Raw genomic sequence first — 17377 nt, 5'->3', positions numbered from 1 at the left:
GGAGCCTGCCAGGACAGGCAGGGGGTGCCGTTGAAGCGATTCCCCTGGTGGAACAGCGGTCTCCGCTTGCCTGCCGGACGTTTGGTATCTATATCGGCGGGATGACTGACCATTCGTCCCGGCCGGGTCCCCCGCCTCACATCCCGATGGATGCGCTCAGCGAAGTTCTACAGGACTTTCGCTTGAGTGGAGTCAATTATGGCCGCTGCGAGCTCCGACATCCTTGGAGCATAGAATTTCCGCAACAATCGCTGCTTCGTTTCCACTTTGTTGGTCAGGGTCCATGCTGGATTCATACCGAAGCGCAAGGCTGGCAGGAGTTGCGCGATGGCGATCTGGTGCTGCTGCCGCAAGGTATCGCCCATCGGCTGGCGAGTGCGCCGGACGTCGTGGGCGACTCGCTCGAGGGTTGCCAGGTGACCAAGTTGGGGGGCAACGTCTGCGAAGTGGTGCGGGAAGGCACGGGCGCGACAAGCACCCTTTTCTGCGGCTCGATGGCCTTGGGTGCCTGTGCGCTAAACCCGTTGATTACGTTGATGCCGCCCATCATCAAGGGTTGCGACGTGGCCGGCAATGACCCGGTCGTTGGTCCTTTACTGGCGGCTATGACCGCGGAAGCCGCGCAACCGCAGATGGGCAGCGCCACCATCTTGTCTCGGATGGCGGACTTGCTGACAGCCCGGCTCATTCGTTGCTGGGTCAATTGCACGGGGGCTTCGACCTCCGGTTGGCTCGCGGCCATCCGCGACCCCCATATTGGCCGCGCTCTGGCAGCCATGCACAGAGACCCCGGCCATAACTGGACGCTCGAAAGCCTCGCCGGCCTGGCAGGCCAATCTCGCTCGATTTTCGCGGAGCGCTTCAGTGCCGTGTTGGGAGAAGGCGCGGCACGCTATCTAGCCCGTCTGCGCATGCAGCTTGCCCGCGAGTTGTTGGGGCAAAACGGCTTGTCGGTGGCCGAGGTTGCCACCCGCCTGGGCTATGATTCCGAGGCGTCCTTCGCTCGCGCCTTCAAGCGCATCACCAATGTTTCGCCGGGCGTTGTGCGTCGCACAATTCCCGGACGAATAGATATGAATTTCGGATTTTAAGATACATATCATCCGGAAAGAGTCGTTTATGAAGATCTCCAAACTTTGGAGATCCTTCCGTGACTGACACAACATTACAGCTTGAAGACGCGGCGATAGACCTTGATGCGGCCGCGCCGGCCACATGGAGCGCAACCACATGGTTCGCGGTCCTTTCGTTGGCGGCCACCAGCTTTGCGCTGGTGTCCGCCGAATTCCTGCCGGCAGGTCTGTTGACGCCGATGGCGCGCGATCTCGGCATCAGCGAGGGGACGGCCGGGCAGGTGGTCACCGCCACCGCCTCCGTCGGCGCCGTGACGGCCATGTTGAGCAATGTCCTCATCGGCCGATTGAACCGCAAGACGGTGCTTGTCGGCCTCATGGCCTTGGCGGTCGGTTCCAACATTCTTGCGGCGCTGGCGCCCAATTTCTGGCTGCTATTGTTGGGCCGGGCCGGGCTGGGGATCGCTCTCAGCGCTTTCTGGGCACTTTCGGTAGCCGTCGTGGCGAGGCTGGTTGGCGCCAATGCGACGGGGCGGGGCATGGCTATCGTCACCCTCGGCGTCTCGCTCGCAACAATTGCCGCACCGTCGATGGGCGCGTTGATCAGCGACTGGCTGGGTTGGCGCAGCGCCATGGCCATGACGGCGGGGTTGGCCTTGCTTGCCATGCTGCTGCAGTTACTCAGCCTGCCGACCTTGCCTGCAACGGCAAGCAATAGTCTTGCAGACGTCCTTCGCCTGACACGGCGGCGTGGCATTCAACTCGGTATGCTTGCTATCCTTTTGCTGATGACAGGGCATTTTGCCGGCTCGGTCTATGTGCGTCCGTTTCTCGAACACGTGACGCTCCTTGCGACCGGGCCAATTGCCCTGGCGTTGCTTGGATTCGGCATCGCGGCTGTGATCGGCAATATTGCCGGTGGCCGCATGGCCGACGCCAATATCCTCGTGGCTCTCGTGGTTACGGCCGCATTGATGGCGTTCGCGGCGCTGGCATTGGTGCTTTGGGGCGTGCACATCGGCGTTGCCTTTGGCTTCGCCACGCTATGGGGTTTCGCCTTCGGCATGGCGCCGGTGGTGCTGCCGACAAATCTGTCTCGCGCGGCGCCGGACGCGCTGGAAGCAGCGGGCAGCCTGATGGTCGCGTCCTTTCAGGTCGCCATCACCATCGGCGCGGTTGTCGGCGGCTATGTTGTGGACACTTACGGCCCGACAGCGCCTTTGACTGCGACTGCCGTCCTTGCCGCATCGACGGCCGTCTTGGCGCTGCTACAACCGCGCAGCTGAACTTTGCCGCCGCCGACGCAGTAGCCTGAATCCGGCCGTTGGCGATGTTGCAGGCGCTTACACAAGTTGACGTCGGTAACGCGTTGCATCTTGCCACAGTCGAAGGCTAAGCACGCTCGGCTTCGGCCATTGGGGGTGAGCGGCGATCAAGTCGCACCCTTTTGAGGAGATGACTGACATGAAGAAGTTTTTGCTCGTCGCCGTCGGGCTGGCGGTGCTTGCCGGTTCGGCCTGTTCGAAGGCGCCGGAATGCACGACCGAGATGGCGACCAAGAAGGCGCAGGACATGGCCGCCGCGCTGCAGGAGGCGATCACCAAGGATCCGACCAAGGCGGCTGACCTGACCGCCAAGGTCCAGGCGGTGACGACCAAGTATCAGGGCTCCACGACCCTGGCCGACGCCTGCAAGGCGTATGACGAGGTGACCGCCGCGATCAAGGGCTGACGCCCGGTTCGTCTGCTCAAAGGAGGCGGTGGCGATGGGGTGCCGCCTCTTTGTGGGGGTATTTCGAGCAATTCCAAGAAAAGTGTCCGGAATTTCGTAAAGAAATAGAGGCGGGGTGTGCTCAGTTCGGCGCGATGGAGCCGACTTCGACGGCATCGACCCGCTTCAGGCTCATACCGATGACCGGCACCAACTGGTCCTGAACGCGCACGGCGACCGTCACCGTCATCGAATTGTCGTCGGGAATGCGTGCCTGCATGACGCCGCGCAATTGGTTGCGATTGATGGTGAAGACCACCTTGCGGGCGTCGACGACGTTGCCGCCGATGATATCGAGCCCGGCGCCGGCCGAGCCACCCATGAAGGAGCCCTTGTAGTCGCGGCCCTTGCGCTCGATCCTGGCCGACATCGGCTGGGTGAACACGCCGACCCGGCAACCGCCGTCAAGCGTCATGCCCATCTTGCCGTCGGGCGTGGAGCCGGTGAAGCTGCAGTTGAATTTCGTACCCTTGTACTTGCCGGCGACGATTTCGCCGGGGCCGACCCATTTGCCTTCGGCTGACTGGAAAAACTGCTTGTCCGGCTCTCCGGCGCAAGCCCCGGAGGCAATACCGGCGGCCGCTGTGCTCGCCACCACCAGGGGCAGGATGCTGGACAGAATTACGCTTTTCATCGACGACACCCGGCAACAACGAGGCTGTTTGAAACCGGTTTGACCATGAAGAAGATTGGTTAATGCTTCGTCACCGGGAGCCTTCGAAACCGCGATCCGAGCAGCGTCCCAAAGAGCCGGACGCTATTTGCCGGGGCCGGCTGTTTCGGCGTCTTTCTTGGTCGCGAACGATGTCAGTGCGGCGAGGAAGTCGCCCAGTCCCGGGCGCCTGGCGGCGCTGAAGGGCAGGGGGCGCGCCGTCTCCATCGCCGCGATGCCGATGCGCGCCGTCATCATGCCGTTGACGACGCCCTCACCGAGCTTTGCCGAGAGGCGCGCAGCCAGGCCGTGGCCGACGATCTGCTGGACAAAACTGTCGCCGACGGCAATCGAGCCGGTGACCGCCAGATGCGCCAGCACGCTGCGCGCCAGGCGGAAGAAACCCAGCGTTCCGGGCCGTCCGCCATAGAGTTCCGACAGCCGGCGGATGAGGCGCCCGGCCTCGAAGACGACATAGGCGACATCGACGAGCGCGCGCGGGCTGACCGCCGTCACCAGAGAGACGCGCTTGGCGGCCTCGAGGATCATCACCTTGGCCCTGACATCGAGGGGACCGAGGATTTCCGCTTCCGCCAGGCGCACCAGATTGGCGCCGTCGATGATCTCGCCGCGCAATTCGGCCAGCGCGCGCCGGCCGGCCGCGGTCTCGGGCTTGGCCGCGACAAAGGCCGACAGTTCGTCGACCACCGCGCGTGCTGCCTTCGGATCGTCGCGCGCGGTGGCATCGAGCGCGCGCTTCTGCAGCTTTTCGACCTCGGCGAGGCGGGCGATCGCCAGGAATTCGCGTATCAGGATCACCAGAAGCGCCAGCAGCGCAATCGCCGCCATGCCGGCGGCCAGCCAGCCCAGCCATTCGGCGCGGGCAAAGAGATCGCGTATCAGCTGGTCGGTCCACAGGCCGACAGCCAGCGAAACCAGCACGCCGGCGGCGCCGAAGAAGATGCTGCCGAGAACCGAGCGCTTTCTGGGGGCGATCGACGGCGGCGGCTCGGCGGCAATCATCTCCGGTTCGTCGAAGACGTCGACCTCCGCCGGGATGACCAGCGCCACATCGGCCTTCATCGGGCGCGGTCTGCGCGACGGTTCGGGCTGGCGTGCTTGTGGCGCGTTTTGTTTCGGCGCGGCTTCCGGCTCGATACGGAATGCCGCCGGTTTGCGGGGCGCGGTCATGCCAGGTGGTCTCCGATCAGGAACTGCAAGGCGCGGTCGAGCCTAATATGCGGCAGCGACAGCGTGACACCTTCGGCCGTGCGTTCGAGTTTCGGCGGGCGGAACCGGACGAAGCGGATTGCCGGGTCCGTGGAGTCCTGCCTGGGGTCCGGTCCCGAAAGGTCGAAAACAGCATCAATGTTTTCCGGTAAATCTCCAGGAAATATAGCTGTTTCTGTTTTTCCGTCGAATGTTTCGCCATTGATCTTCTCGCCGGCTATCGGCGTGCCGATGATGACAGGCAACGTTTCGCGGCCCTGCTCTACGGTGCCTTCGCGGGTCGCGCGCATCGCCGCCATGGCGACCACGTCGACATCGGCGCCAGTGAAATTCGCCCGCGCCACGGCGCGGTCGGCAAGGCGCCGCACGATCGCCTGCAACCGGTCATGGCTCTCGTGATGCAGATGATCGGCCTTGGTCGCTGCAACCAGGATGCGGTCGATACGCCGGGAGAAAAGGTCGGTGAGGAAGCTGCCCCGGCCGGGACGGAAACAGCTCAGGATCTCGGTGACGGCGCGCTCCAGGTCGGCCATGGCACCAGGCCCGGCGTTCAGCGCCTGCATGGCGTCGATGAGCACGATCTGGCGGTCCAGACGGGTGATATGCTCGCGGAAGAACGGTTTGACGACATGTGTCTTGTAGGCCTCGTAGCGTCGTTCCATCATGGCGTGCAGGGAACCGTTGCGCGCGCGCCTGTCGCCTAGGCCTGCCAGCGGCGCGAAGGTCAGCGCGGGCGAGCCTTCGAGGTCGCCGGGCATCAGGAAACGTCCGGGCGGCAAGGTGGAAAGCGCCCGCTCGTCCAGCTTGCATGCCTTGAGGTAGGCGGCGAAGCTTTCAGCCAGCCGGCGTGCCGTCATTTCGTTGGCGTCGGCATTCGGGTCGATTTCCTCCAAGATCGCTCGCCAGTCCCGCGAAAGCTCCTCGCGCACCGGCAGCGTGGCCATTTCGAGGGCCTCGCGCGAAAAATCGGCGAAGGATTTGCCGAGCAGCGGCAGGTCGAGCAGCCATTCGCCGGGGTAATCGACGATGTCGACCGACAGTTTGCCTGACGAGAACATGCGGCTCCAGCCGGAGGCCGATTCATATTCGATCGTCAGCCGCAGCTCCGAAATGGCGCGGGTCGAGTCCGGCCAGACGCGATCGTTGACCAAAGCGGCGATGTGGTCCTCGTACTGAAAGCGCGGCACGGCGTCGTCGGGCTGCTGTTCGAGGAAGGCGCGCGCGATACGCCCCGATTTCTGCGCCTCGAACAGCGGCAGGCGTCCGCCGTGGATCAGATTGTGGACGAAGGCCGAAATGAAGACGGTCTTGCCGGCGCGGGAGAGACCCGTGACACCCAAACGCAGCGATGGAGAAAAAAGTCCGGTGGCACGTCCCGACAATGTGTCGAGGGCAATTCTTGCCTCGTCGGTGAAGGTGGTCAGCGATGATGCCAAAATATGATCTCTCGGACTTGCGTCCGCTCGATATAGGCGCTGGAACCCGGCTTTGAAATGGCGCCGGAAATCGGCATCAGAGATCGACCGGTGTCAGGAACGCTTCGAGATAGCCCGCTCCCTGGGCCGCTTTCGCCAGGTTGCCGGGGAAACGGACGACCGCGAGGCCCGAGGTCGGAAAGCCATGATTGAGCATTGCCCGCGCCGTCTCGCCACCATCGCCCGAAACCGCCATGGCGAGATCCTCCGTCATCGGGTTGTGGCCTATGACCAGCAATGAGCCGGATCCGCCATGATCCCGGACGAGGCGGAGATAGCCGGCTGCGTCGTCGCTGTAGAGCGAGTCGAAAAACAGCACCTTGCCCGTGTCTGTCTGGCTGGCCAGCCCCTCGAGCGTTTCCCTGGCGCGTTTGGCATTGGAGCACAGCGTCAGGTCCGGCACATAGGAACGGGATCGCATCGCGGTCCCCATCTTTTCGGCATCGGCGCGGCCGGATGCGTCGAGTGGACGATCGAAATCACGCATGCCCGGCAAGGCCCAGCCGGCCTTGGCGTGTCGCAACAGATAAAGCCTGCTCACCCAACCTCCAATGACGCCCGAGAGCCGATGTCCCGCCGCGATTAGCCACGAGAAAAGCTTCACGCACAATGGTGCGCGCTCTTCAGTGCGGCGAATCACTTGCGGGGCGAGCGGTGAAGATCGTCCTACTTTCGCCATCAAAACAGACCCATCCCCCTCCGGAGAAGGCGGCGGACGCACTTTAACAATTGCGTGAGACAGCCGCTGATTGCGCTTGTACAGGCGTCAGGCGACGAATATATAGGCGCCAAATTTGGGGCAGTTGGGTGAGTCGAATGAACGACATCGTTACCGCCGATTACGTACCCTCCGAAGACGAGCCGTTCATGAACGAACGGCAGAAATCCTACTTCCGCCTGAAGCTCGTCACCTGGAAAAATGACATCTTGCGCGAAGCGCGCGAAACCCTCGAAATCCTGCAGCAGGAAAACGCCAACCATCCCGACCTCGCCGACCGCGCCTCTTCGGAAACCGACCGCGCCATCGAGCTCAGGGCCCGCGACCGTCAGCGGAAGCTCATCTCAAAGATCGATTCGGCGCTGCAGCGCATCGACGAAGGCACTTATGGCTATTGCGAGGAGACCGGTGAGCCGATCGCGTTGAAGCGGCTCGACGCGCGCCCGATCGCTACCTTGTCGATCGAAGCGCAGGAGCGGCACGAGCGCCGTGAAAAAGTCTATCGCGACGACTGATAGATCGCCTCCGCATTGATTTCCAAATGGCCGGTTTTCCGGCCATTTTTGTTCGATGTCGCCGCGCACTTCAACAGGCCAAGCGCGCTTGAACGTCGACCAGTTCAATTCACTGGCGGGCGGTCCAGGTGCAAATCATTTCTTCTGGCTCGAGAGTTCGCCCAAAAGCCTGGTCATTTCATCGTCGAGCGACGGCGGAGCCTTGGCCGCCGGTTTGCCTGTCGAGGCGCCGGACCGGGGCTGGTCCAGCGAAACCTCGAGCTCCTTCATCAGCGTGTCGTCGATGCTGTCCTGCCTCGGCGGCGGTGGCGCTTGCCTGGCGCCATTGGTGTTGGCGGAGCCATAGGCAGGCAGCGGCGTGACATTGGTCGACTGGTAGTTTTGCGTCGCTGGTTTCGGCGCGGGCGTGGGCGCCGGTGGTGGCGCAGCCGGACGCTGGCGGGCGGGCCCTGCCACCGGCTGCGGTGCGGGTGCTTGTCGGGGAGGCGCGGCAGCGGGCTGCGGCGGCCGCGGCTTCGCGGCCGGGACCGCGGCCGCCGGGACGGGCTGCAGGCCGCCATCTCCGGTCAACGCCGGACGGCGCGGCGCGGCGAGGCGGATGTCGCGTTCGACAACGACGTCGGTCGGGCCCCCGATCAGAAGCAGATGTTCGATGTCGTCGCGTCGCACCAGCACCAGTCGGCGATGGCTGTCGACGGCGGTGGCGTCCATGACAGCGAGCCGCGTCTTGCGGTTGCGGCCGCCGGCGACAAACGTGCCGAAGGTCAGGTTGCGCACGAGCCTGACGATGATGAGAACGATGACCAGCAGGATCAGCGCCGCGAAAGTCCACAGGAGTGCCGCCGCATAACCGGGACCCGCCACGCTATCCAGCCACTGCATTGGTTTCCCCTGATCGGTTTTGGAAAGTGACGCGACACTAGACCGTTGCGACTGGCTACGGCAAGTTGCCTTTCACGCATCGTGAACAGGCTTGAAACACTCGAAGGCCGGCCGACATCATTTTTATCCGACATTTGCCGCACGGGCCTTTTCCGGACTAGGAGAATGTGATTCAACCGGCTAAAGCGCGTCGCGCTGAAACGGATTCATGCGACGCGCTTCAGGTCCTTGTTTTTCATGCATGTCGTTTTCCCAAAACCGAAGTCACTTTTGGGCGATATGCATTAGGGGCGGGTGTCGGAAACTCGGATTTCACGAGCAGGGGGCATATGGCCAAGGAAGCGCGCGCCGATTTCTATCCGGTACCGATCGTCGACCAGAATACGCGACCGGGCGCGGTCACCCGGCTTGTCATCTTCATCGTCGTCCTGACGGGCGCGGCCGTCGTCTTCGGCCTTTTCCGCGAGCGCCTCGGCGATCCCTTCCTGCTTGGCATGCTCGGCGTGCTGGCGATGATCGGCGTCGGCTTCCTGTTCGCGACCGCGATCGGCTTTGTGCAGATCACGCCGCGCTCGACGGGTGACGAACTGTCCAAGGCTTTCGTCGATTCGATGTCGCAAGGCCTGCTGGTCACAGACACCAAGGGCCGCGTCATCTACGCCAACCGAGCCTATGCCGATATGACCGGAGCCGCCTCGGCTGCCGACCTGAAGACGGTCGAAGGATTGCTCTCGGATGTCCCCGAGGCCTCGGTGACCATCTATCGGCTGGCGTCGGGACTGCGTGACGGACAACCGGGCGATGGCGAGTTCCGGCTCGCGCAATCGATCCGGCCCGGCGCCGAACCGGGCGCCCGCTGGTACCGGGCACGCGCCCGCACGTTCAGCGTTCCGGGCCAGCGCTTGCCGATGCTGGCATGGCAGCTCGCCGATATTTCGCAGGAGCGGGCCGAGCAGGAGCGTTTCTTCCTCGACCTGCAGAAAGCCATCGATCACCTCGACCACGCACCGGCCGGTTTCTTTTCGGCGGACCAGGACGGCCGCGTCACCTACATCAACGCCACGCTCGCCGGATGGCTGGGCATCGACCTTGCCAGCTTCACGCCCGGAGCCGTCACCTTGCCCGATATCGTTGCCGGCGACGGCATGGCGCTTGTGCGCTCCGTCAAGGCGGACCCCGGAACGACGCGCAATGCGGTCATCGATCTCGACTTGACGACGATGACCGGCGAGGCGCTGCCAGTACGCTTCATGCATCGCGTGTCCGCCAGCCGCGAAGGTGTCGGCGGGCCGACGCGCACCATCGTGCTCAACCGCACGCAAGGCGAGGATGCCTCGGCCGATCTGCGGGCTTCGGAAGTGCGCTTCACCCGCTTCTTCAATTCGACACCGATGGCGATCGCCGGCGTCGATGCCGGCGGGCGCATCCTGCGCACCAACGCACCATTCCTGTCGCTGTTTTCCTCGGTCGTCGACCGCGATGCCGTGGATCGCCGTGTGCGGCTCGATACGGTGATCCATGACCGCGACCGGCCGGCCTTTGCCGCCGCGTTCGAGAAAGCCCGGCAGCGGCAGGCCGATATCGATCCGATCGACACCGTTCTGCCCGGCAATGAAGAGCGGCATATCCGTTTCTACGTCAACGCCGTCGCCGACGGCACGGGCGGCGAAGGAGCCGAGGAATCGGCCATCGTCTACGCTGTCGAGACGACCGAGCAGAAGGCGCTCGAAGGGCAGATGGCGCAAAGCCAGAAGATGCAGGCCGTCGGCCAGCTCGCCGGTGGCATCGCGCACGACTTCAACAATGTGCTGACCGCCATAATCATGGCATCCGACCTGCTTTTGACCAATCACCGGCCGTCGGATCCGTCCTTCCCGGACATCATGAACATCAAGCAGAATGCCAATCGCGCGGCCTCCCTGGTGAGACAGTTGCTGGCCTTCTCGCGCAAGCAGACGCTGCGGCCGGAAGTGCTGAACCTCACCGACGTGCTCGCCGATCTCAGGATGCTGCTTGCCCGCCTCGTTGGCAACGACATCAAGCTCAAGATCGACCATGGCCGCGACCTGTGGCCGGTCAAGGTCGATATCGGCCAGTTCGAGCAAGTGGTGGTCAACCTGGCGGTCAACGCGCGCGACGCGATGCCGGCCGGCGGCGATCTTACGGTGCGCACCCGCAACGTGACCGCCGAGGAGTGCAAGACCTTTCCCTATCGCGAACTCACCGCGGCCGACTATGTGGTGGTCGAAGTCGAGGATACCGGCAGCGGCATCGCGCCCGACGTGCTGAAGAAGATCTTCGAGCCGTTCTTCACCACCAAGGAGGTCGGCAAGGGCACGGGCCTTGGCCTGTCCATGGTCTACGGCATCATCAAGCAGACCGGCGGTTTCATTTTCTGTGATTCCGAACTCAGCAAGGGATCGACCTTCCGCATCTTCCTGCCGCGTCACGTCGCTGAAGCGAAAAAGGCAGCCGAACCCGGCGAAGCGCCGGCCGCGGCACCGGCCAAACCGGTCGACAATGCCAAGGACCTGTCCGGGTCGGCCACGGTGCTGCTGGTCGAGGACGAGGACGCGGTGCGCATGGGCGGCATGCGGGCACTGACCTCGCGCGGCTACACCGTTCACGAGGCGTCCTCGGGCGTCGAGGCGCTGGAAGTGTTCGAAGCGCTCGGCGGCAAGGTCGATATCGTCGTTTCCGACGTGGTGATGCCGGAAATGGACGGGCCGACGCTGCTCGGTGAATTGCGCAAACGTCAGCCGGACATCAAGTTCGTCTTCGTCTCCGGCTATGCCGAGGACGCGTTCGCCAGGAACCTGCCGGCGGAGGCGCATTTCGGCTTCCTGCCAAAGCCGTTCTCGCTCAAGCAACTGGCCACGATCGTGAAGGATGTGCTTGAAGCTTAGGTATTTCTGATGCTGCGCCCTTGTACAACGCCGTAACAACGCCATGATTATTGACAATACGGCAGGCGGGCTCGGGGGAGCAGCTGTTGACGCCACACATCGAGGCAGGCAAAGGCGACTACGCCGACACGGTATTGTTGCCGGGCGACCCGCAGCGCGCGGAGTGGATGGCGCAGACATTCCTGGACGCGCCTCGCTGCGTCAATCGTCGTCGCGGTGCGCTTGGTTTTACCGGCTCGTTTCGCGGCAAGCCTGTCAGCATTCAGGCGACGGGTATCGGCGTGTCGTCGTTCCTGATCTATGCCCATGAATTGCTTGAGTATTATGGCGCCCGAACACTGATCCGCACCGGCACCTGTGGTAGCCTGAGCGCCGAGGCAAGGTTGCGCAGCCTTGTGATCTCGCAATCGGCACGGCCTGAAAACACCGAGAGCGGTCGGGTCTTCGGCCTTTACGAAGCTGATGTCGGCCCGGATCCGGCGCTGCTCGCTTGCGCATTGGCCAAGGCAGCCGAACTCGGCATCGATCACCACGCCGGCCTGACAGCCTGCACCGACATATTCTACCATCCTGAAGCGCGCGCCCGCTATGCCGACGCAAGGGCGCTCCGAGCGCTGGCCGTAGACATGGAAACCAGCGCTCTCTATCGCATCTCGGCGCATTTCGGCGCGAGGGCATTGTCGCTGCTGACCGTCGTCGACGATCTGGTCACCGGCGAACAGACCGACTATTCCGAACGCCAGGAGCTTTTCACCGACATGAGCCGCCTGGCGCTCGAAATTGCCACGGCAGGGCGCTAGGCGGCCTCGCGCTTCAGCACCTCCTCCATGGATGGCCGGTGGCCGCGCAGATAGAGTGCGCAAGTGGTGCGCAGCATCGACGCGAAGTTCGGGATTTCGCCGTTGATCTCGATCGCTTCGTCGTAGAGTTTCGAGATGAACTTCGGCGTTGTCAGATTCTGGCTTTCCGCGATTTCGTCAAGCAAGGCCCAGAACGTGGCCTCGAGCTGAATGCTGGTCGAATGTCCGTCGATGCGGATCGACCGGTTGATCTGGCGATAGCCTTCCGGATCTTGTGCGGCAAAGACTCTGCACATCGTTACCTCCCGTTTTTGTTGGTCTTGGGCACCGACGGGCGGTCGGTGCCTTTTGAACACTGCCTGCGGTTTCATCATCGACCGGACGGTCGTCAACGGCAAGCAGACTTTCGTCCTTAGGATGGGGACATATCGGTTTTTCCAATCTCATGCGTGGTAATCGGCTGCCACCACCTTTCTTCGCAGGCGCGCATAATCAGCCTCGAAAGCACGAAGCTGCGGAGTCTGATTTGGCGAAGGCAATCCACACCATGATCCGGGTTCTCGACGATGCCCGCTCCATCGATTTCTACACCAAGGCATTCGGCCTGGAGGTCGCCGAACGGCTGGATTTCGAAACCTTCACGCTGGTCTACCTCAGCAATGCCGATGCACCTTTCGAGGTCGAACTGACCGTCAACAAGGGGCGGCAGGAGCCCTATGTGCTGGGCGACGGCCATGGCCACCTGGCGGTCTCGGTCGCCGATCTCGACAGCGAGCACGACCGGCTCGGCGCTCTCGGCCTCAATCCGAAGAAGATCGTCGAATTCAACCGCGACGGTGCGCTCATCGCCCGCTTCTTCTTCATCGAGGATCCCGACGGCTACAAGATCGAGGTCCTGCAGCGCGGAGGGCGCTTCCAATAAGGGACATCACAGCGCACCGGCAAGGGCGCAGCCAGCAACGGCGCTCCTACGGAGTGCAAATAGCAAGCAGGGAGGAATACATGGTCACGATCTATGACGGAAAGCCCGGACTTTCACGTCGCGAACTCTTGAAACGCAGTGGTATCGGCGCGCTGCTCGTCATTGCCGGCAGTGCCGTTATCAGCCCAGAACACGCCTGGGGGCTGGAGACATCGGCGCTGAAGCCTGAAACCATGGCGACGCTGATCCAGATGGCGCGCGACGTCTATCCGCATGATCAGGTTCCCGACAAATACTATGCCGTTGCGGTCAAGGGCCATGACGAGATGGCCGCCAAGGACCCGGCTCACAAGGAGCTGATCGAAAACGGCATCGCCGATCTCGACAAGAGAGCCGGCGAGGGCGGTTATCGCGGGCTCGGCTGGGAAGAGCAACGTGTGGCGCTGCTTCGGGACATCGAGAGCTCGCCTTTCTTTCAGGCGGTGCGCGGCGGCCTCGTCGTCAGCCTCTATAACCAGAAGGAGGTCTGGCCGATCTTCGGCTACGAGGGCGAATCCTACTCCAAAGGCGGCTATATCGCGCGCGGTTTCAGCGACATCGAATGGCTCTGACCTCACTGCGCGCAACCGCATTCAATTGATTTCATGGGAGGAAACCATGGCAGCAGCATTTGACCTGAAAAACGATGGCGTGGTCGTCATCATCGGCTCCGGCGCCGGCGGCGGCACGCTCGGCAACGAACTGGCGCAGAAGGGCATCGACGTCGTCATCCTCGAGGCCGGCGCCCGCCATGAATATGAGGACTTCATCAACGACGAGTGGGATTCGTTCGCCCAGCTCGCCTGGACCGACAAGCGCACCACATCCGGCGACTGGCGCGTGGCCAAGGATTTTCCCAACCTGCCGGCCTGGATCGTCAAATCTGTCGGCGGCTCGACCACCCACTGGGCGGGCGCTTCGCTGCGCTTCCAGGAGCATGAGTTCAAGACGCTGTCGACCTACGGCAAGCTGGACGGCGCCAATCTTCTGGATTGGCCGGTGACGCTCGCCGAAATGGAGCCCTACTACGCCAAGGCGGAGGCCAAGATGGGCGTCACCGGCACCAATGACTGGCCGCGGCTGCCGGGCAACAACAATTTCAAGGTGCTGAAGGCTGGTGCCGACAAGCTCGGCTACAAGGAGTGCCATACCGGCAACATGGCGATCAATTCGGTCGAACGCGATGACCGCAATTCCTGCCAGCAGACCGGCTTCTGCTTTCAAGGCTGCAAATGGGGCGCCAAATGGTCGACGCTCTATACCGAAATCCCCAAGGGCGAGGCGACAGGCCATCTCGAAGTCCGGCCGAACGCGATGGCGATCAAGATCAACCATGACGCCTCGGGAAAGGTCACCGGCGTCGTCTATGCGGACAAGGACGGCAAGCTGCAGGAACAGAAGGCCCGCATCGTCGCCGTCGCCGGCAACTCGATCGAGAGCCCGCGCCTGCTGCTCAATTCGCAATCGGCCAAGTTCCCGCACGGCCTTGCCAATTCGTCGGGGCAGGTAGGCAAGAACTACATGCGTCATACGACGGGATCGGTCTATGCGATCTTCGACAAGCCGGTGCACATGTATCGCGGCACCACCATGGCCGGTATCATCCGCGACGAGGCTCGCCATGATCCATCGCGAGGGTTCGTCGGCGGTTACGAGTTCGAGACGCTTTCGCTCGGGCTGCCGTTCATGGCTGCCTTCCTCGACCCAGGCAGCTGGGGTAGGTCGTTCACCACCGCACTCGACCACTACGACCACATGGCCGGCCTGTGGATCGTCGGCGAGGACATGCCGCGCGAAGAGAACCGCATCACACTGCATGCCGACGAGAAGGACGAGCACGGCATGCCGATCGCCGATGTGCATTTCGACGACCATCCCAACGACACGGCGATGCGCAACCATGCCTACAAGCAGGCCTCGGCGCTTTACGATGCGGTCGGCGCCACGCGCACCTTCCCGACGCCACCCTATCCCTCGACCCACAATCTCGGCACAAACCGGATGAGCGAGAAGGCGGCCGACGGCGTCGTCAACAAGCATGGCCAGACGCACGACATCAAGAACCTGTTCGTGTCGGACGGCAGCCAGTTCACCACGGGTGCCGCCGAGAATCCGACCCTCACAATCGTGTCGCTGGCGATCCGCCAGGCCGATTACATCGCTGCGCAAATGTCGGCGAAAACCATCTGACCTCCCGACTGCCTGCTGGTGCGGAACCTGACCGGGTTCCGCGCCATTTTTTGTTGTTCGCGGCCTCAGGCTCCGACCGGCCGGCGGTCGTTGCGGCAACATCCAAATGACGTGATAAGACGGGCAGGGTTGCAGACCGCACCGAGGCGGTGCCGTTGCAAGGGAAGACCTACTGATTGCCTCCCCGGGTGCAGGTCGAGGCGGTGAAGGCACCATCGGGCTGCTTCATGATGATGTCGAAGGAGGGCGGGCTCTCGCCGTCCAGCGTGGCCTGGGTCATCGAGAGCGCGTTGCCGCCAGTAGTGTAGCCGCCCAGTGGACCCAGCCAGGAGATCACACCGTTTGCGTCCATCTGGTAATTGTAAGCCTGTTGGGCGGTACCGAAGGTGACGGGGCCTGTATAGATGTTTCCCTTGATGGTGATGTCGCCGAGATTGAGGAACATGCCGAGCAGGTAGACTTCGCAGTGATAGGTGCCGTCGGGCATCTTGCCGTCGCTGAAATCGGCCCGCGCCGCCCCGGTTGCCGCCGCCAGAAGCACTGTGCCAATAAAAGTGCGGGAAATCAGGGATGCCATGACGTTGCTCGGTTGAAACGCGAGCTTGCCCTATTTCCGTTCCGTGCCGCAACATCCGCTGTCTGCGATCTGTTTGTCGAGATCAAAAACTAGGCACTTGATCAATTTGGGCAAAATTTAGGCAAATGCCTGTGTGCTGCGCAAAATTCCCTCAGCCAATTCTTAACCGGCTCTCTTTATTGTGTTCAATCTAATATAATAACCCACTGACAATGTTCGCCTATTTTCGCATTTCGGGATACCCACAGCGGTTGGCATGGGGGTTGCATCGTAGTGTTGCGGTGCAATCAACCAGCTTGGGAGTCTTCCGCAATGAGGGGTAATTTCTCGACAATAACAAAAATGTTCTCGGCGAGCGTGGTTGCCGCCGGTCTGATGATGTCCGCTCCGGCCAGGGCTGCCGACGACACGATCAAGGTCGGCATTCTCCATTCGCTGTCGGGCACGATGGCGATTTCGGAGACGACGCTTAAGGACGCCATGCTGATGCTCATCGACGAGCAGAACGCCAAGGGCGGGCTGCTCGGCAAGAAGCTCGAAGCTGTCGTCGTCGATCCGGCTTCCAACTGGCCGCTGTTCGCCGAAAAGGCGCGCGAGCTGATCTCGAAGGACAAGGTCGCGGCGGTGTTCGGCTGCTGGACTTCGGTGTCGCGCAAATCGGTGCTGCCGGTGTTCTCGGAGCTCGACAACATCCTGTTCTACCCCGTCCAGTACGAGGGCGAGGAGAGCGAGCGCAATGTCTTCTACACGGGTGCCGCGCCGAACCAGCAGGCCATTCCGGCGGTCGATTACCTGATGAGCGAGGATGGCGGTTCGGTGAAGCGCTGGGTGCTCGAAGGCACCGACTACGTCTATCCACGCACCACCAACAAGATTCTCGAAGCCTATCTGAAAGCCAAGGGCGTCGCGGCTGAAGACATCATGGTCAACTATACGCCGTTCGGCTTCTCCGACTGGCAGACCGAAGTCTCGGCGATCAAGAAATTCGGCTCGGCCGGCAAGAAGACCGCCGTTGTCTCGACCGTCAATGGCGATGCCAACGTGCCGTTCTACAAGGAACTCGGCAACCAGGGCATCAAGGCCGAGGACATCCCGGTCATGGCCTTCTCGGTCGGCGAGGAAGAACTGGCCGGTCTCGACACCGCCCCCCTGGTCGGCCATCTCGCCGCCTGGAACTATTTCGAGAGCGTCGATACGCCCGAGAACAAGAAGTTCATCGCCGACTGGCACAAGTTCATCAAGAACGACAAGCGCACCACAAACGACCCGATGGAAGCCCATTATATCGGCTTCAACATGTGGGTGAAGGCGGTCGAGAAGGCCGGCACCACCGATCCGGACAAAGTCATCGACGCCATGATCGGCGTTTCTGTGCCGAACCTGACCGGCGGCTACTCGACGATGATGCCGAACCATCACATCACCAAGCCGGTGCTGATCGGCGAAATCCAGGCCGACGGCCAGTTCGAAACGGTTTCGCGCACGCCGGGCCTGGTGATGGGCGACGAATGGTCGGATTACCTGCCCGACTCCAAGGACCTGATCTCCGATTGGCGCAAGCCTCTGTCCTGCGGCAACTTCAATGTTGCCACCGGCAAGTGCGGCGGCAAGGGAACGAACTGATCCTC

At 62.5% G+C, this 17377-nt stretch carries 17 protein-coding genes; 10 read left to right on the top strand and 7 right to left on the bottom strand.

From position 1 onward, the window contains the following. Positions 1-101 precede the first annotated feature (101 nt). From FJW08_RS02585 to FJW08_RS02575, 3 genes are all read left to right on the top strand, one after another. The gene (locus FJW08_RS02585) at positions 102-1091 is read left to right on the top strand and encodes an AraC family transcriptional regulator (RefSeq protein WP_181182823.1); all 990 of its coding nucleotides are present in this window, start codon (positions 102-104) and stop codon (positions 1089-1091) included. A 59-nt stretch (positions 1092-1150) separates the two neighbouring features. Then, entirely contained in the window at positions 1151-2359 is a 1209-nt protein-coding gene (locus FJW08_RS02580) for an MFS transporter (protein ID WP_140808598.1), read from the top strand. A gap of 178 nt (positions 2360-2537) precedes the next feature. Next, positions 2538-2804: a hypothetical protein gene (locus FJW08_RS02575; protein ID WP_140808596.1), complete on the top strand. Its 267-nt coding sequence runs from the start codon at positions 2538-2540 to the stop codon at positions 2802-2804. Between the two features lie 121 nt (positions 2805-2925). On the opposite strand, the gene FJW08_RS02570 is transcribed toward FJW08_RS02575, so the two are convergent. The 4 genes from FJW08_RS02570 to FJW08_RS02555 form a co-directional block, all read right to left on the bottom strand. Then, complete coding sequence (locus FJW08_RS02570; protein ID WP_140808594.1) at positions 2926-3477, bottom strand: hypothetical protein; 552 nt, start codon at positions 3475-3477, stop codon at positions 2926-2928. 123 nt (positions 3478-3600) lie between these two features. After that, positions 3601-4686: a TIGR01620 family protein gene (locus FJW08_RS02565; RefSeq protein WP_140808592.1), complete on the bottom strand. Its 1086-nt coding sequence runs from the start codon at positions 4684-4686 to the stop codon at positions 3601-3603. After that, positions 4683-6161: a YcjX family protein gene (locus tag FJW08_RS02560; protein WP_140808590.1), complete on the bottom strand. Its 1479-nt coding sequence runs from the start codon at positions 6159-6161 to the stop codon at positions 4683-4685. The genes FJW08_RS02565 and FJW08_RS02560 overlap by 4 nt, the downstream gene beginning before the upstream one ends. A 76-nt stretch (positions 6162-6237) precedes the next feature. Then, positions 6238-6741: a histidine phosphatase family protein gene (locus FJW08_RS02555; protein WP_140757547.1), complete on the bottom strand. Its 504-nt coding sequence runs from the start codon at positions 6739-6741 to the stop codon at positions 6238-6240. Positions 6742-7016: 275 nt separating this feature from the next. Here FJW08_RS02555 and dksA point away from each other — a divergent pair, with 275 nt between their 5' ends. After that, positions 7017-7433: an RNA polymerase-binding protein DksA gene (dksA, locus tag FJW08_RS02550; RefSeq protein ID WP_006202025.1), complete on the top strand. Its 417-nt coding sequence runs from the start codon at positions 7017-7019 to the stop codon at positions 7431-7433. Positions 7434-7568: 135 nt separating this feature from the next. Here the strand turns inward: dksA and FJW08_RS02545 are convergent, their stop codons facing one another. Further along, positions 7569-8315, bottom strand: a complete 747-nt coding sequence (locus FJW08_RS02545) for a flagellar biosynthetic protein FliO (RefSeq protein WP_140808588.1) — start codon at positions 8313-8315, stop codon at positions 7569-7571. A gap of 329 nt (positions 8316-8644) precedes the next feature. Here FJW08_RS02545 and FJW08_RS02540 point away from each other — a divergent pair, with 329 nt between their 5' ends. Together FJW08_RS02540 and FJW08_RS02535 are read left to right on the top strand one after the other, a co-directional pair. Next, positions 8645-11221: an ATP-binding protein gene (locus tag FJW08_RS02540; protein ID WP_140808586.1), complete on the top strand. Its 2577-nt coding sequence runs from the start codon at positions 8645-8647 to the stop codon at positions 11219-11221. A gap of 86 nt (positions 11222-11307) precedes the next feature. Continuing rightward, positions 11308-12021, top strand: a complete 714-nt coding sequence (locus FJW08_RS02535; RefSeq protein ID WP_140808584.1) for a DeoD-type purine-nucleoside phosphorylase — start codon at positions 11308-11310, stop codon at positions 12019-12021. Here the strand turns inward: FJW08_RS02535 and FJW08_RS02530 are convergent. Continuing rightward, positions 12018-12317: a ribbon-helix-helix domain-containing protein gene (locus tag FJW08_RS02530; RefSeq protein WP_140701458.1), complete on the bottom strand. Its 300-nt coding sequence runs from the start codon at positions 12315-12317 to the stop codon at positions 12018-12020. The genes FJW08_RS02535 and FJW08_RS02530 overlap by 4 nt on opposite strands. A gap of 230 nt (positions 12318-12547) precedes the next feature. On the opposite strand from FJW08_RS02530, the gene FJW08_RS02525 reads away from it, so the two are divergent. The 3 genes from FJW08_RS02525 to FJW08_RS02515 all read left to right on the top strand — a co-directional run bounded on the left by FJW08_RS02525 (position 12548) and on the right by FJW08_RS02515 (position 15172). Continuing rightward, positions 12548-12943, top strand: a complete 396-nt coding sequence (locus FJW08_RS02525; RefSeq protein ID WP_140757543.1) for a VOC family protein — start codon at positions 12548-12550, stop codon at positions 12941-12943. 80 nt (positions 12944-13023) lie between these two features. Continuing rightward, positions 13024-13554 carry a gluconate 2-dehydrogenase subunit 3 family protein gene (locus tag FJW08_RS02520; RefSeq protein ID WP_140808582.1) on the top strand — a complete coding sequence of 177 codons (531 nt, stop codon included), beginning with the start codon at positions 13024-13026 and terminating at the stop codon, positions 13552-13554. A 46-nt stretch (positions 13555-13600) separates the two neighbouring features. After that, positions 13601-15172 carry a GMC family oxidoreductase gene (locus tag FJW08_RS02515; protein ID WP_140808581.1) on the top strand — a complete coding sequence of 524 codons (1572 nt, stop codon included), beginning with the start codon at positions 13601-13603 and terminating at the stop codon, positions 15170-15172. Between the two features lie 169 nt (positions 15173-15341). Here FJW08_RS02515 and FJW08_RS02510 read toward each other — a convergent pair whose 3' ends face one another. After that, positions 15342-15749: a hypothetical protein gene (locus FJW08_RS02510; RefSeq protein WP_140757540.1), complete on the bottom strand. Its 408-nt coding sequence runs from the start codon at positions 15747-15749 to the stop codon at positions 15342-15344. 312 nt (positions 15750-16061) lie between these two features. On the opposite strand from FJW08_RS02510, the gene urtA reads away from it, so the two are divergent. After that, positions 16062-17372 carry an urea ABC transporter substrate-binding protein gene (gene urtA / locus FJW08_RS02505; RefSeq protein ID WP_140808579.1) on the top strand — a complete coding sequence of 437 codons (1311 nt, stop codon included), beginning with the start codon at positions 16062-16064 and terminating at the stop codon, positions 17370-17372. Positions 17373-17377: the final 5 nt, after the last annotated feature.

This window comes from Mesorhizobium sp. B3-2-1 (assembly GCF_006439515.1).
Lineage (GTDB): Bacteria > Pseudomonadota > Alphaproteobacteria > Rhizobiales > Rhizobiaceae > Mesorhizobium.
This window is presented reverse-complemented; position numbering and strand designations above follow the sequence as displayed.